The following is a 16,168-nucleotide window of genomic DNA, read 5'->3' on the forward strand; positions in this document are numbered from 1 at the left end:
TAATCCACATGAACAACGCTCCTCTTTATTACAATCCGTTAATCCTTAATCTAACCACAGACACTTAACCTCCTGCTAATATATAACAAAATGTTGTGCCAATTGTTGTCTGATTAACGGGAGCGGGTGCTATGATTCCATCTCGTTCGATTTCAGCTAAACAACACATTCAGTTATATTATTCATTTTAGAATAAGCTATTAGCCCAGCAGTTATTAACTGATTAACATCATGGGGAACGTCAGTGTTAACAGATCCATTATTTTGGTTAGTGGCTATTCCCGCAGTATTAATCACCGGGATGTCAAAATCAGGCTTTGCTGGTGGCGCAGGTGGACTAACAGTCCCGTTACTCGCCTTGGCAATAAGCCCAGCTGCTGCAGCCGCAGTCATGTTACCTCTATTGGTTTACATGGACTTTTTAAGTGTACGTTCTTGGTGGGGAAACCAAAATACTGCACAATTGTGGATTTTACTGCCTGCTGCCATTGTCGGTATTGTGGTTGCTTATCTGCTATTTGACCAACTTAATGAGCAGTATCTACGCGGTATATTAGGTGTTATTTCGTTAGGGTTTGGTGTTTATGGCCTGACGTTAGGTGAATGGTCACAACGTAAACCATCGTCTTTTATTGGTCGGATTTGCGGCACTATTGCTGGCTTTACCAGCTTTGTTGCTCATGCGGGTGGGCCGCCATTAAATGCCTATTTAATCCCTCTGCGTTTGCCCAAGACAGAATATTTAGGTACCGCTGTGGTATTTTTTGCGGTAGTCAATGCCGTAAAGTTGATTCCATACAGCATGTTAGGCCAAATTAATCTCAACAATTTATTAGTCTCCGCATTATTGGCCCCAATAGCTTGGATGGGCGTAAAACTTGGACTGCGCATTCAAGATAAGTTTGATGAGAAACAGTTTAAAAAAATCATCCTCAGTTTAATGATAGTGGTAGGTTTGCGCTTACTGTGGACGGCATTAATACCATGATTGATGTGGTAATATTTATGTATCGCGTTGATTCATAAATTGAGCTTTCAAATTGAGCTATAAAATTGAGCTATAAAATTGAGCCATCCAATTTAAATCATCGTAATATTTGATACCGCTATAACAAGCCCCACAATATAAATAAGGTAATATATGAGTGCTGATAATCGCTATTTTTATGAACCTAGTAAAGGTCATGGCCTGCCACATAATCCACTCAATGCCATTATTGGCCCACGCCCAATTGGTTGGATTGCCTCTCGTAATGCCCAAGGACAGCGTAATTTAGCGCCTTATAGTTTCTTTAATTGCTTTAATTACGACCCGCCTATTATCGGCTTTGCCAGTACCGGTTGGAAAGACAGCGTTGCCAATATTGTTGAAACTGGCGAGTTTGTATGGAACTTAACTACCCGCAGTTTAGCCGCGCAAATGAATCAAACCTCAGCAGCATTACCCCACGGTACTGATGAGTTTGAGTTTGCCGGATTAACGCCAATAGCGGGCAACATTGTTAAAGCTGATCGCATTGCACAAAGCCCTGTTAGCTTCGAATGCAAATTGTCGCAATGTATTCAGCTAACCGCAGCGAATGGCGACAAAATTGATACTTGGTTAGTGCTTGGTGAGGTTGTGGCGGTACACATTGAAAAGTACTTGCTTAGCGCAGAAGGAATTTATCAAACAGCATTAGCTGAGCCCGTTTTACGCGCAGGTGGGCCATCTGCCTATTACGGTATTTCCGACGAACAGCGTTTTGACTTACATCGTCCGACTTTATAAGTATTTATCCCCATCCTATGAAACAAATAAGGCTACCATTGGTAGCCTTAAATCACTTTAGAATCAGTTAAAGCTGATGATTAGAATTGGTAATGTAAACCCAATGCCAGTTGTTCTATTTCAGCATCAATATCATCAACATAGCCATATTCATCAATATCAAGATCACCTTTGCTCATATCGTAACTTAAACGCAGATTTAGGTGCTCAGTCAATGCAGCATTAATACCCACACCATAGGTAAAACCAATACCAGAAGCAGTAAAATCATCATAATAACCATCTACAACTACGGCCATTGATGCTAAACCCACTTTAACGAAACCCGAAAATGTCTCATTAAAATGCAACGTAAATGTTGGTGTAAAGGTCAGTGCACCTGCAACAACATCAAAATCGTCTTCACCTACGTTGGCCGCAAAAAAATTGCTTTCTAAGCCAAACCAATCATTAAACTGATAACCACCGTAAACACCGAAGCCTGTTGCTGATTCAGAACCACTGGCATCATCTGAACCGAGTTCTGTTTTATTCACTGCACCACCGATATAAAAGCCGCGGTTATCTGAATTGGGTAAGCTTGTATCTGTGTTAGCGAAAGCAGGGGTAACTAAAACGGCGCACAATATTGTGGCTAGAAGAGACATTTTGTACATCATTGTTCCTTAATGATATTTGAAAAAGCGCAGAATATTAACATAAAGGAATCATTCGTAAACAGTTAAAATCATTTATATTTTTTACCGAATCAGTGACTAATTAGTGTTACACAAGGCTGTGTATCACATTAATACCGCTATACATATTTCATTAGTTTCACTAGCTAACATTGCAAATTGAAATAGTTTATTTTGCTACAATATCGAAATCCCAACGTCTAGTTGTTTAGCGTAAAATATACCTATAATCTCCAAACCAAACTTATTGGTACCCAGTCCATTAATGCCAAAAAATGTAACTATCCATAAGCAGTTTATTATTGTTAATCCAAAAATATTGGAGTAAGACAGCGTTGAAAATTCCTAACCGTATTTTACAAACAATTAGTCAGGCTATTTCGGCAGAGAAAATAACCCATATAGAAGTAATTCAACCGCTTTGGGGTGGTTACGGTCAGCTATTTCGGGCTTATGTAACGGGTAAACCGTACGCGTCGGTGATTGTAAAATATATCTGTTTACCTCAACCGGAATCGCATCCTAGAGGTTGGAACACGCCACTGTCGCATCAGCGAAAATTGCAGTCGTACCAAGTAGAAGTGAATTGGTATCAGCACTATGCAAATATTCATACACTGCAGCAATTCAGTCCTCTACCGCGTTGCTTGTATGTAGACCAACAAGCCAATGAAACCCTACTAGTATTACAAGACTTGCATACTCTAGGATTTACCCACGTTAGAAAAAACGCCACATCTGCCACCGTACTCGCATGTTTAACATGGTTAGGGCATTTTCATGCTAAATACATGCACGTACAACCAACAGGACTTTGGCCTGTCGGCACATACTGGCATCTAGATACACGACCAGACGAGTTAGCCGCTTTACCCGACAGCCCACTTAAGTCGGCAGCTCATCTCATCGACGATGCCTTGAAACAATGTCCATTTCAAACCTTGGTGCATGGCGATGCCAAATTAGCTAACTTTTGTTTTAGTCAGGATGACCATGCTGCTGCAGTCGACTTTCAATATATCGGCCGAGGTTGCGGCATGAAAGACGTCATAATGTTGCTTAGTAGTGTATTAAGCTATCACGAACCTGAAGCGTTAATTAATGACTATCTCAACCATTATTTTGCCGCATTAAACCAAGGCCTAAAGGCATTCCATCCGCGAATAAATCCGCTTGAGGTGCAACAAGCATGGAGGCCTTTATATTGTGTGGCTTGGGCTGATTTTCAGCGTTTTATTAAAGGTTGGAGTGTTGAGCATTTCAAAGTGAACGCTTATACCGAAGCGCTAACCAAACAAGCGATAACACAACTCACCACCGCCTAACGCTTATCTTTGATGATTAATTAACCACCTGAAGGTTAATATCTTATCCGTATTGGCTAAGGTTGCTATTGCAGTCTACAGTCTATAAACACTGTAGGGTTTGCTGCCATCCATGTGGTTATTGATTACAAACAAGCACTACAATTCCTCTGTTTAATTCAAGTGAAATAGCTCCGTTTGGGGTTTATATAGACCAAGCCATCCGCTAGGAAGTCGCCATATGGAAAGTCCGTTTACGTATATTTTAATCACCTTGTTTTTTTCTAGCATTCTGCTGTCGATAATCTTTTTCATGACATGGCAAACCATGGGAAAACAAAAATATGCGTTAATGTTTTCATTGTCTTTTTTAGCCTCGACAGTGCTGTGGGCTAATAGTCTGTTTAAAAGCCTGTTTCTTTCGCACGAACTCTACTGGATGATAGGTTGCAGTGTTTCTATGCTGTCTGTGGTGCTCGGGACGTGGGGGCATTGCTTACGCACTAACACTAAAATTCACCCCGCAACACTGCTAGGCATAGGCGTATTTGGGATGATGCTAACCTATTATTTTACTTATATTAGCCCGCACCTAGGCTTAAGAATGTCGTTGTATTTATACGTTGATGTGTTGTTATTGATGATCACCAGCGTGGTGATTATTAAGCACCGTAAAAAATCACGGCCTGCCGAAATAGGCGCGTCGTTAATGCATTTCATATTTGCAATATGCATATTTGTTGCTGCTAGTATCGCGCTATCCCAAGGTAAAGAGATGGATGCAGAACTTATCCAGCTCTACGCCATTGTTAACTTTACCGCTTTACCTGCAGCGTATGTTGGTATGTCAGTATTTGTGATTTATATGCTGGCTTCTGATTTGGCCGAAGAAATGAAGTTGCTGGCGATGACAGATCCACTGACGGATTGCTTTAATCGTCGGGGATTTTATATCCACGCAAAACAAAAATTACTTGAGTTACAAAAGCAACCGCAACATGCCTGTCTCATTTACTGGGATATTGATAAGTTTAAAGCAATTAACGATCAGTTCGGCCACGCTGGCGGCGATCAAGTATTAATCAGTATTCCCCAGTTAATTAAACAACATATCAAAAAAGATGACTTAATCGGCCGCATGGGCGGTGAAGAGTTTGTGATATTAATCGAGCGCAGCAATTATCAAGAGGCTATCAATGTCGCCGAGCGATTAAGGGCGATTATTAACCAAACGCCTATTGTTTATTGCGGCCATCAAATTAATGTGACCGCCAGTTTTGGGGTCGTTGAACTCAGTAACCAAGACATAACGATAGAGCAAGCTATCGATCTCGCCGACAGTGCGTTATATCAAGCTAAAAGCAGTGGTCGAAACAAAGTCGTGTTTAGCTAACCTCCGTTAAGGATAACTAACCCTTTGTGAATCGAAGCCACTGCCTAAAACGATTAACGATTAACGATTGTTCAAAAAGTTAGTTAACCTCGATACGAATATTATCGCTTAATGTTTCAAGCTGGGAAATTAACAGTGCGATAGTCACATTCTCCGGTAATCTTAACGTCAGCTTAGCGCTATACACTGTTTTACCTAAACTGGTGACTTGCACACGGTAACATTCTTGGTGGTCTACGCTGACTTCAAGATCCGCTAAAATTTGATTCATGTCATGGGTTAAGCCTGAGCGATCATTGCAATCTAAAGTGAGTTTACATTCTGGCGATAGATGTTTAGCTTCATGATCGTACTCAGCATAGACAAACGTTAATTGTGAAAACTGCTGCTCTAATGCTTGTTTTAACGCCGCTTCCTTATCGACATCTATCATCACCCGCATCATGGCCACAAATTGTCCGTCGAGTTTAATGACTTTACTGGTTTCCCAACTTGCACCTATTTCACGGCTAACTTGAGCAAGTGATTGCAGAAGATTGGGCTTTAAAGTCCCTAATACCGTAGTGATAAACCTATGTTGCATATAACCTCCGATGCCAATAAACCACAAAAATGTTGGTCTATTTAATGTGGTTTTAGTTAAAGCCTAACTACAGACTAACTATCACGCAAAAGCACGTCTGTGGTCTATGACACAAATCAAACAAATGAGTTGTCATCAACAACCAAACATACCAATAGATTATGGCATCGAGCGGGTGAAAATGGTTGGTATCATGCTCAACGTTATCGCGGAAGAGAGTCGGGGTTAGTCAGTAATCATTAACCATCGAGATAAATTTTGCTGTAAATGTTATTTTTGCAAGCCACAACAAACTTAGTGAATTTGTATCGTTTGCATCACAAAATACCCCGCATCAGTCACGACTTAACCGCCCTAGTAAATGGCATAACAATGCTATTTTTGACACTTGTCACACTAACCGCAACAACTTGCACAATATCACTCCAGTCGCATGCGCTTTCAGTATCTGGTTGAATTTAAATAACTTATTGAAAAAATTGTATTCATCCTTACACTGTTTAATAAAAAAAATACATTAAGCCATTGTTTTTAAAGTTGAATAACTTGTTTTGCGATTAGCTATTCACACCTAATGCTGCTTATTGCTACCCGTAGATGCTTTCTCTAAAATGCGCGACTTGCCCAATCTGGGTACAAATTAATCTTTAGCGATGTTATTTCGTCGTTAACATTTTCCATTAAGGGAACATGATGTCTACAAAATTAGCGAATCCAGCACCATTAGGATTAATGGGCTTTGGCATGACCACCATACTGCTCAATATCCATAATGCAGGCTATTTTCCAATTGATTCGATGATCCTCGCGATGGGGATTTTCTACGGTGGCATTGGCCAAGTGATTGTCGGCATGATGTGTTTTATGCGTGGCGACACCTTCGGCACCACCGCGTTTACGTCATACGGCTTATTTTGGTTAACCTTAGTGGGCATTATCTTAATGCCAAATATGGGCATTGCCGCCAGCCCAGCACACTTTATGGGCTGGTATCTAACGCTATGGGGCACATTTACTGCCTTTATGTTTGTCGGATCGTTACGTTACCCTCGGACAAAACAAGTGATATTTGGTTCATTAACCATCTTGTTTTTCTTATTGGCCGCTCGTGACTTTACCGGTAATGCACTGCTTGGCACTATTGCTGGGTTTGAAGGTATTTTCTGTGGAGCAAGCGCGATTTACTTTGCCATGGCTCAAGTGCTTAACGCTGAATATGGCCGTACTATTTTGCCTGTTGGAGAGTTAACTCAGACTAGAGCTCTGGTTCAGCCCCAAGCAACTGAAGCGGAAAAAGTGACTTTGCACTCGGTTCAAGCATAACGATTTACAAAAAGGTCGATGCATTGCATCGACCTTTTTTATTGGTATCAATTAGTTCACCAAACGACAGCCACACACAGTATTACTCGGCTGAAATAGTACTACTGCATAATCTTTAGTTTCATCGCGCTCCAATACCTGAATACTTAATGAGTGCATGCCATTCTTGTTTAAATTGATGCCGCTAACATACGACAAATATTCATAATGCGCTGGTGTCTCGACACTACCCCCGCCTAAATACTCTTGTTTGGTGGTCACTGAAATATCGTACATTTGCCTTTGAGCATCAATTCTATTCACTTTGCCAGTCATCGCTAACGTGCCAGCAGAGTTGCCCTCTAAGTCATAATAGCGATAATTAATTTGGGCTAAACCATCTTTAGAGACGAGATCGACCAGTAAATAATGATCGCTGTCTGCTGCGCCAACTTCATGATTAAACAGCTCTGAACTGCAGCTCAACATAAAACTCGGAGCCTTAGATGTTAACGCGTAAATGCCACCAATACTGGCCAGCAAACACAGTAGAATGACAATATTGATTACCCATAATCCTTTTCTTGCCATGGTGCTAACGCCCCTGAGATCGATGAGATGAAGCCAGTCGAACAGGCAACGAATCGCAAATATTCACTTGTTCAAGCCATGCTGAATTGATAAATTTCTTAGGTTGGCGCAAGTCGCTAATTTTTAAATTACGAATAATAGACTGGCCTAAATAATCACCTCTTAGGGTAATGTTCAATACTTGCTTATCGTGAGATAACGATAAAAAAGCTTTATTCCATACCGTTTCAGCACAGCCAGATATACTTTGTGCTAATTGTTGCCCTTGGCCAATCAGCAACTCATTATTAGTGTTTGAGGCTGAATACAAAATCACATCCACTTGCTGACCGGAATTTAGGCTCACCGTGTCTATGCTTAGTGGCATGGTCGGACTGATTGAATGCCCAACTTGATTAAACCACCATAAACTTGCCAGTGACACGCTAACAACGGCAATGACCACCAGCAAAGCTTGTAATGGTCGAATGAATAACGGGCCTAATTTATTGTTAGATTCTTTACGGGCACGGTGATGCCTCAGTAAATAACCTTGGCCTTTTACTGTTTCGATAAGCGTTTCATATTGTGGTCCGAGAAAAGAGCGTAGGGTAAAAATAGCCCTAGCGACTGAAGCGGAGCTCAAGTGTGAATCGTCTTCATGACCCGACTCTAATAATGGTTTAGCAACAACTTTGCCTTGATACTCGACCAATAATGTCAGTACATGTAACTCGGCTCTGGGAAGATGCCAGACAACCCCGGTTTCCTGGTTAGTCAACTCCCCTTTGTCGATACTGAATCTGCAATGTCCCAATTGCATGTAGACCGCCTCAATAATTGACCTAACTTTAACATCCTAAAGTGTATGCATAAAATCTTATGAAATCTGTGATCCTGATACCTAAGCGCTTTATTCCTTGCGAAAAGTAAGTCTTTAAATGTGCAAACTGGCAAATTTGCGAGCGGCATCACGTCATTTCATGATTTTAAAAACACACTAAACGGTTACGAAAATACATAAATATTCAAAATAACGAGACTCACATCACAAAACTTTATGACTTTATGCACATTCCCCTTAAATAAACCGATGCCATAATCGCTAAAACGTCTCATTTCAATCCGCTGTTTTTATCTGCTTTGAATCACATCTTTAATTACTCCATTGCTTATTGTTACCACATCAAGTTGTTAGCCCGTTTTTTACTAACAACTCAAAAACCCCCAACACTAGAGATTGGGAATAATAAAATAACGATGAGTAAAGGGTGATTATTATGAGCATAAACAGACGTCAAGCATTGACACAGATTATTGGTTTAAGCACTGCAGCAGCTGGGGCAACGTTATTAGGCACGTCTGCATTTGCTGCCACAGACGCCGATGGCAACTACCGTTTAGAACTAGGTGAAAAACTTAAATATGCGCCACTTGATGCCATGCAAACCGCAAAGCTTGCCTATGAAACGGGTGGCGGTTGTATGCACCAAGTGTTTCACGCCATTGTGACTATGCTAGCGGCATCTGGCAGCGTTGACGCCAGTAAGTTTGCCACTATCCCTACCGCATTAGCAGGCTATGGTTGGGCAGGCGTGGTAGGCCAGGGAACATTGTGTGGCAACCTTAATGCTGCCGGTATGTTGATTAATATTCTTGACGATATAAATGGTCAAAACAGCGCCATTATTGGTGCATCGTTCCGCTACTACGAAACTAACGATTTACCGTTATCCTCTGCTGAGTTCATTGCGGGCATTGGCTCTACAGCTGAAAAATCGCTCGAAGTAGGCACTACCTCTATTGCCAATAGCCCACTGTGCCATTCATCTATTAGTAATTGGTCTGCGGCATCAGGGAAGCCTTTTGCATTAAAAGGTGAACGTTGCAAACGCCTCTCTGCCAGCATGGCTTTTTATATTGTTGATTTACTCAATCGTGCCAATGGCGGCGAAGATATTTCAGTATTAGCAGAAGCAAAACCATCTGCAGAAGCGCAAGCGTGTCAGTCTTGCCATGGCGTTACCGAAACGATGGGCTCCGCTGCCAGCGTGAAAACAGATATGGAATGTACCACTTGTCACACAGGGCATTACAATTAAGGAGCGCATCATGAAGGTTAAATATCTTAGCGCCATATTAGCGAGTTCATTGTTAATCTTTGGCTGTAATAGCGACAATGATGACGAAGTTGTCACTGAACTACCGGTGGTCGTGATCCCTCCTGTAGTTGTGCCGCCAGTCGTTGTTGTACCGCCTGTTGTTGATGGCGTAAGTATTGATGATGCCAGTACTGTGGTGGTTAAACTCGACACATTTGACTCAGCCACTGGCGCACTATCATTCACCGTTGCTAATAGTGAAGGTGATGCGCTAACTAACGTAGCCGATTACGATATTGTGTATTTTGGTTTTCCTGACCCAGCCTCACCGTCCATAAAGCCTAAGGCTTGGAAACGTTGGCATGTCACTCAAAATTATCAATGTGATAGTACCGCTACCGACAGTTGCACTGGCACATTAGAAGCGACAGATACTGCGGGTAAATATACTTTTAATGTGAGCGATCTCGACTTACAAAGTAAAGCATCAGCAAATGCTGAAATGATTTATAAGGTTGCGGTTCAAATTAAGGGCGCGCTTGCCAGTAATGAAATTGAGTTGATTGACCCAAGCAATTAATCATCATTCAGCCTCCCCCCGGCTAATGGCGAGAGAAGACCACTTGTGCTCATTAGCCTCAGGCTTTTTGCCGCAGTGCTTCACTGCGGCTCTTTTTAACATTTCGCAGCACGGCTTGAATATACAAAACTGGGTATGCACCGCTTAGATAAACAGTTTAACGCTGTACAGCTGTAAATATTGAAAACAAAAAAAGGGTTTCAGCAACGCTGAAACCCTTTTTTATTCAACACTGGCTACTGATAAATTTAACGAAGCTGTTGCATTAAGTATGCGTAAACCATTGAACTTAATTGTGCAGCTTGGGTATTGTCTGCCGCACCGGCATGGCCACCTTCAATATTCTCAAAATACAACACATCTATGCCCATGTCTTCCATTTTAGCCACCATTTTGCGCGCGTGCGCAGGGTGTACACGGTCATCACGTGTTGAAGTGGTAAAGAACACTTTAGGGTATTTAACCCCTTGTTTTAAATTGTGATATGGCGAATAGGTTTTAATATATTCCCACTCTTCTGCGATATCAGGATTGCCGTATTCACCCATCCAACTGGCACCGGCTAATAACTTGTTGTAGCGTTTCATGTCCAACAATGGCACCTGGCACACTACGGCGTTATACAGTTCAGGACGACGAGTAAATGCTGCGCCCATTAACAAACCACCGTTACTACCACCTTGAATACCAAGATGTTTGCTTGACGTAATTTTGCGAGCAATTAAGTCTTCGGCAATGGCTTCAAAGTCTTCATACGCTTTATGACGATGTTGTTTTAATGCTGCTTGATGCCAAGCTGGGCCGTACTCTCCACCACCACGAATGTTAGCAAGTACATAAACACCGCCCTGTTCTAACCAGTTTTTACCAATAGTGGCCGAATAGGCTGGCAAACGAGACACTTCAAAACCGCCATAACCATAAAGTAACGTCGGGTTGCTGCTATCGAGTTTGATGTCTTTAGCCATCACCACAAAATATGGCACTTTAGTGCCGTCTTTTGACTTAACAAAGTATTGCTCAGTGACAAATTTATCGGCGCCAAATTGTTGCGGCATCGCTTTAATTTTATCGGCTTTTAAGCTTGCACCATTTAAGCGATATAAACTGGCTGGTTCTAAAAAGCTGGTGTAATTAACAAAAAAGTCGTCACTATCACGTTCAACATCAAATACACTTAAAGTGCCATTAGCTTCAAATGGCACAGGCTTGCTTTGCCACTCACCTTTATCGTTTTGCATGTATCGTACAAGTTTGCTTTTTACGTCATCTAGCCAAGTCACAAAAATGGCATTCTGGCTAAATGCGACCTGTGAAATAGAAGCCTGCTTCGTTGGCGATACCAATTCACTAAATTCTGGTTTTTGCGCAATGAGCTTATCAACAGGTGTATAAACAATGGCACCTTGTTTGAAAGTCCCTTTGGGGGTAACTAAATCGCTTTTTAACTCGATATATAGCTGGCCTTTAAAGTAACCTTTTAAATCGGCATCTTCAGGAATAGGCAGCGACACCAACTTACTATCTTGATAAGCATAATGTTTAGCGGTGTAGAAGGTTAAACTTTCTGTGACGATATTCAGCGGTGTTTTATCATCAAACATCACATAACCCGACACGGCAACTGAGGCTTTATCACCTCTAAACACTAATTTGGCTGCAGACAACGGTGTGCCGCGTTTCCATAATTTAACCACACTTGGATAGCCTGAATCCGTCATGCTTTGTGCATCACCAAAATCTGTCCCGACGAAGACAGTGTCTTTATCAATCCAGCTCAATCTTGACTTGGCTTCAGCCAATAAAAACGGCTTTTGAGTACTGTCGACAAACGCTTTAGCGGTTAAGTTAAACTCACGCACCTCGGCAGCATCGGCTCCCCCACGAGACAACGACACAAAACAGCGCTCGTTCTGTGGATATTGGCATTCAACGCCCTTAAATACCCAATTAACGCCCTCTGCTTTACCAAGAGCATCGATATCAAGCACTGTTTCCCAGTTTGGTTCAGCTTTAGCATATTCCACTAGCGTAGTACGACGATAAATACCTCGTTCGTGATTTTCGTCTTTCCAAAAATTATACAAATAATCGCCAATACGAGTGGCATAAGGGATACGGGCTTTATCGTTTAAAATCTCTAAGCTGTTAGACACCAAGTTATCAAAACCTGAATAAGCCTTAATGTGAGTTGCAGACACGGCATTTTGCTGCTTAACCCACTCCATCGGCTTGGCGCCTTCAACATCTTCTAACCAAATATATTTGTCTTCTTCTGCATGAACCGGTGTTGCCATTGTCATCGCACTCGCTATACATAAGGGTATGATTCGCTTAAGCATTAAAAATTTCCTTTTTGTTATTTGCTCGCGGTATTTTACTCACATGCACTTACTTTATAGGATTTGTGAAGATGTTCAATCGATTAAAGAGAGCAAACTGTAACAAGCCATGCTCTGTAGCCGAGCAAATTATTGCTAGATTATCATGCCAATTTTGACGGCGAAGCAGGTATAATGTCGCGCTAAACATTGTTCAACTCATTCAGACCAATAAATACAGGCACCAACATGGCCAAAACCGCAGCAGCATTACATATTTTAGTTAAACACCAAACTCAAGCTGAGGACATCATTAAGCAGCTGAGTAATGGTGCTAAATTTGATGTATTAGCCAAAAAACACTCTAGCTGTCCTTCGGCCAAAAGCGGCGGTAATTTGGGTGAGTTTAAAAAAGGTCAAATGGTGCCACCATTCGATAAAGTCTGTTTCAACGGCGAGCTCATTACGCCACACCTCGTCAAAACTAAATTTGGCTGGCATGTGGTGAAGGTGCTCTATCGCACCTAGCAGTAGTAGTAAATCGAAAGTAGAAAGTAGAAATAGTCGCACCGATAGAAATAGTCGCACCGAACAATAGACCTACAGAGCAGTACGTCGAGCCTATAATGAGGCTAATCTAGAATGAAACGCGCTTAGAATGAAGCACTCCAGAGCAGTCTTATATGAGTAAATGGTAAATAGTGGGCGTGATATCAATACCCACTTTTCAAAAGACCACGGTTAACAACCTTTACTTTCGCAGTTTAATCGACAGCTCGCCATCACGAATTTGAATATCATCCACTCCATCAGCAAAAGCATTCCAAAAGCCGCGATCGCCAAATTCACCGACCAAATTGACATTTTTCATGTTTCCTAGCCACGCATTCGGAATAGGCACGCCCATTAAGCTCACCCCAACCAGCGCGACAACGGGACGACGATTAGCATCAAGGTGAATATCCAATCCTGTATTCACCCGTAAAATCTCGCCCGCCATGATAGGAAAATCTTTAGGAATGGGGATTAACATGGTCGCACTGGCTAAATTGTCCGAAAAATCAATGGCCACCCGTTGAGCAAAATCAGGGTTACGGCCAATCATTGAGTTGACTTCTTTTTCACTAAAACTCACTTGACGATCTGCATCAAACTCTTGATATGCCTGCGGTGTTAGCTCGCCAGAAGCGCTTTGTTGGATATTATTGTTACTCGACGTTCTTGATGTATCCGAAGAGGACGATGTTGCAGACCCTTTGGATTCAACTTGCCAACCTAACTGAGTCAGTTTGCGATCTAATTGTTGCTCTTCCTTAACATTTAAGCTTACTGGGGTAAGCGGTGAAGGAAAGATATAAGTTCGGATAATAAAAAATGTCAGCCCTGCCGTAACAAGCATCGTCGCTGCAATAATCAGTAACAGCTTGGCACCAGAGGCACCAAGTTGCTGGCTGCGCGGTGGTGACCCATTGATTGATAAAGCTCGCATGATATGCCCTTAGTTATTCTCTTATTGTGCATCATGGTAATGCCCTGCTCGACTAAACAGCAAATAAAAAACAGTTTTATGGTTAAATTCAAAATACATTACGTTAATAGTTTGTTAACCAGGTGGTTTTTATGTTACAAAATAAATGTCGAAATAGTTTAACTGCTACAGACTAAGATACGGTTAAGTCTATAAAGCAGAGTTAACAACCACAAAATAATAACAAATAGGAATACTTATTCTATGAAACTATCAACCATTTCAATGTCACTATTGGCCCTTGGCCTGACAGCTACTGCACATGTACAAGCAAGTGATGACCGTTATATCATTCAAGTTGATCCACAAAAAAAAGGGATTGTAAAAGCCCTTGCCAAAAAATTAGGCGCACAAATTAATGTTGATGGGGAAGGCTTTATCGCCGCGACATTTACCGGCAAAGATTTAGACCAAGTTAAGGGATTACTTAATAACCCACACGTTAAGTTAGTTGAAGAAGATCAACGACGTCATTTAATGGGTTTTTCTGACGACATTGGTAATCCAATGGCAACCCAAATAACACCTTATGCATTTTACCAATCACAAGCAGATCAGGTTATATTTAACCCGAGTGCGGGCATTAAAGTCTGTGTTATCGACTCAGGTCTTGATCGCAGTAATACCGATTTTGTGTGGAATAATATTACCGGTAACAACGACAGTGGTACCGGCAACTGGGACGAGAATGGTGGCCCACACGGTACACATGTAGCCGGAACTATTGGTGCTGCAGATAACGGCTTTGGCGTAATAGGCATGGCTCCTGGTGTTGATATGCACATCATCAAAGTATTTAACGCCGATGGATGGGGCTACTCATCTGATTTAGCTCAAGCAGCAAACCTTTGTTCACAAGCTGGCGCTAATATTATTAGTATGAGTTTAGGTGGCGGCGGTTCAAACTCAACAGAATCAAATGCATTCCAAAGTTTCAGCGATGCTGGTGGACTCGTCATTGCAGCTGCAGGTAACGATGGCAACAATGTGCGTTCATACCCAGCGGGTTATCCGTCAGTGATGATGATTGCTGCCAATGATAGCAATAACGTTATTGCTGATTTCTCTCAATTCCCTACCTGCTCATCAGGTAAAGGTCGCAGAGTCACAACTGATGAAACCATTTGTGTTGAAGTTTCTGCTGGCGGTGTAGATACCCTTTCGACCTATCCTGCTGGGCAAGCAACTGCGTCAAATTTATCAGCTGACGGATTTGCACTTTCGTCATCGGCAATGGAAAACGCAGGTTCGGTAACGGGTAACACTTTTTACATGGGTACAGCGGAGTCAACCAACTCAGGTGCTAACGGCAATATTTGTGTGATCGACCGTGGCGTAATTTCGTTTTACGATAAAGTTGCTAACTGTGAAGCATCAGGTGGCATCGGTGCCATTATTGTTAATAACGAACCAGGCATGCTATACGGAACATTAGGCGATGCTAATGCCACTAGTATTCCTGCCGTTGGGGCAGCATTTGAAGACAAATCAACTTTAGTTAATGCAGCAACTGCAAATATTGATATTGGTACATCGGACTTTGGCTTTATGAGTGGTACTTCAATGGCGACTCCTGCTGTTTCGGGAATTGCAGCCTTAGTATGGTCACAACATAACGAATGTACCGGTAGCGAGATCCGTGCAGCACTTAAAGCCTCAGCATTAGACGCTGGTGCATCAGGTAAAGATGACTACTTTGGTTATGGTATTGTGCAAGCTGCGGCCGCTGATGCGTATTTAACTAGCAATGGCTGTGCTGGTGGTGAAGTCACTCCACCACCAACGGGCGGCGATATTACATTGTCACTTAATGGCTATAAATCTAAAGGAGTTAAGATCGTCGATTTAACTTTTGGCGGCCTAAACGCTACCAATGTTGATGTTTTCCGTAACAGCAGCAAAGTAACCACAACAGCAAATGACGGTAGCTTCACTGATAGCATTACATCAAAAGGTGGTGGAACATACACTTACCAGGTGTGTGAAGCATCAACTAGCACTTGTAGTGCAGAAAAAAGCGTCACATTCTAAGTGATT

The 16,168-nt window shown here is 41.9% G+C and carries 15 protein-coding genes; 9 read left to right on the forward strand and 6 right to left on the reverse strand.

Annotated elements, in window-relative coordinates; genetic code table 11:
- The first annotated feature begins 244 nt into the window (after positions 1–244).
- Positions 245–988: a TSUP family transporter gene (locus tag H5202_RS04440; RefSeq protein ID WP_182770987.1), complete on the forward strand. Its 744-nt coding sequence runs from the start codon at positions 245–247 to the stop codon at positions 986–988.
- 153 nt (positions 989–1,141) lie between these two features.
- Positions 1,142–1,771 (forward strand): flavin reductase family protein, encoded by a 630-nt coding sequence (locus H5202_RS04445; RefSeq protein WP_182770988.1) that lies wholly within the window; start codon positions 1,142–1,144, stop codon positions 1,769–1,771.
- Between the two features lie 80 nt (positions 1,772–1,851).
- Here the strand turns inward: H5202_RS04445 and H5202_RS04450 are convergent, their stop codons facing one another.
- Positions 1,852–2,418, reverse strand: a complete 567-nt coding sequence (locus H5202_RS04450) for a porin family protein (protein WP_336244779.1) — start codon at positions 2,416–2,418, stop codon at positions 1,852–1,854.
- A 365-nt stretch (positions 2,419–2,783) separates the two neighbouring features.
- On the opposite strand from H5202_RS04450, the gene H5202_RS04455 reads away from it, so the two are divergent.
- A complete protein-coding gene (locus tag H5202_RS04455; protein WP_182770990.1) occupies positions 2,784–3,773 on the forward strand; it encodes a phosphotransferase in 990 nt (329 codons plus the stop codon).
- Positions 3,774–3,993: 220 nt separating this feature from the next.
- Positions 3,994–5,145, forward strand: a complete 1,152-nt coding sequence (locus H5202_RS04460) for a GGDEF domain-containing protein (RefSeq protein ID WP_182770991.1) — start codon at positions 3,994–3,996, stop codon at positions 5,143–5,145.
- A gap of 79 nt (positions 5,146–5,224) precedes the next feature.
- Here H5202_RS04460 and H5202_RS04465 read toward each other — a convergent pair whose 3' ends face one another.
- Complete coding sequence (locus tag H5202_RS04465; protein WP_182743826.1) at positions 5,225–5,728, reverse strand: glycine cleavage system protein R; 504 nt, start codon at positions 5,726–5,728, stop codon at positions 5,225–5,227.
- A 693-nt stretch (positions 5,729–6,421) separates the two neighbouring features.
- Between H5202_RS04465 and H5202_RS04470 the strand changes: the two genes are divergently transcribed.
- Entirely contained in the window at positions 6,422–7,051 is a 630-nt protein-coding gene (locus tag H5202_RS04470; protein WP_182771012.1) for an acetate uptake transporter, read from the forward strand.
- A gap of 51 nt (positions 7,052–7,102) precedes the next feature.
- Here H5202_RS04470 and H5202_RS04475 read toward each other — a convergent pair whose 3' ends face one another.
- Both H5202_RS04475 and H5202_RS04480 read right to left on the reverse strand, forming a co-directional pair.
- Positions 7,103–7,621 carry a hypothetical protein gene (locus H5202_RS04475; protein ID WP_182770992.1) on the reverse strand — a complete coding sequence of 173 codons (519 nt, stop codon included), beginning with the start codon at positions 7,619–7,621 and terminating at the stop codon, positions 7,103–7,105.
- Between the two features lie 4 nt (positions 7,622–7,625).
- Positions 7,626–8,423: a winged helix-turn-helix domain-containing protein gene (locus tag H5202_RS04480; protein WP_182770993.1), complete on the reverse strand. Its 798-nt coding sequence runs from the start codon at positions 8,421–8,423 to the stop codon at positions 7,626–7,628.
- 457 nt (positions 8,424–8,880) lie between these two features.
- On the opposite strand from H5202_RS04480, the gene H5202_RS04485 reads away from it, so the two are divergent.
- Both H5202_RS04485 and H5202_RS04490 read left to right on the forward strand, forming a co-directional pair.
- Positions 8,881–9,702 (forward strand): cytochrome C, encoded by an 822-nt coding sequence (locus H5202_RS04485; RefSeq protein WP_182770994.1) that lies wholly within the window; start codon positions 8,881–8,883, stop codon positions 9,700–9,702.
- 10 nt (positions 9,703–9,712) lie between these two features.
- Positions 9,713–10,282 (forward strand): hypothetical protein, encoded by a 570-nt coding sequence (locus H5202_RS04490; protein WP_182770995.1) that lies wholly within the window; start codon positions 9,713–9,715, stop codon positions 10,280–10,282.
- 248 nt (positions 10,283–10,530) lie between these two features.
- Here the strand turns inward: H5202_RS04490 and H5202_RS04495 are convergent, their stop codons facing one another.
- Positions 10,531–12,624, reverse strand: a complete 2,094-nt coding sequence (locus H5202_RS04495; RefSeq protein WP_182770996.1) for a prolyl oligopeptidase family serine peptidase — start codon at positions 12,622–12,624, stop codon at positions 10,531–10,533.
- A 228-nt stretch (positions 12,625–12,852) separates the two neighbouring features.
- Between H5202_RS04495 and H5202_RS04500 the strand changes: the two genes are divergently transcribed.
- Positions 12,853–13,131, forward strand: coding sequence for a peptidylprolyl isomerase (locus H5202_RS04500; protein ID WP_182770997.1), 279 nt, complete (start codon positions 12,853–12,855; stop codon positions 13,129–13,131).
- 223 nt (positions 13,132–13,354) lie between these two features.
- On the opposite strand, the gene H5202_RS04505 is transcribed toward H5202_RS04500, so the two are convergent.
- Positions 13,355–14,092, reverse strand: a complete 738-nt coding sequence (locus tag H5202_RS04505) for an arginine N-succinyltransferase (protein WP_182770998.1) — start codon at positions 14,090–14,092, stop codon at positions 13,355–13,357.
- A 243-nt stretch (positions 14,093–14,335) separates the two neighbouring features.
- Here H5202_RS04505 and H5202_RS04510 point away from each other — a divergent pair, with 243 nt between their 5' ends.
- A complete protein-coding gene (locus H5202_RS04510) occupies positions 14,336–16,162 on the forward strand; it encodes a S8 family serine peptidase (RefSeq protein ID WP_182770999.1) in 1,827 nt (608 codons plus the stop codon).
- The last annotated feature ends 6 nt before the right edge of the window (positions 16,163–16,168 follow it).

The organism is Shewanella sp. SG41-4 (genome assembly GCF_014164505.1).
Taxonomy (GTDB): domain Bacteria; phylum Pseudomonadota; class Gammaproteobacteria; order Enterobacterales; family Shewanellaceae; genus Shewanella.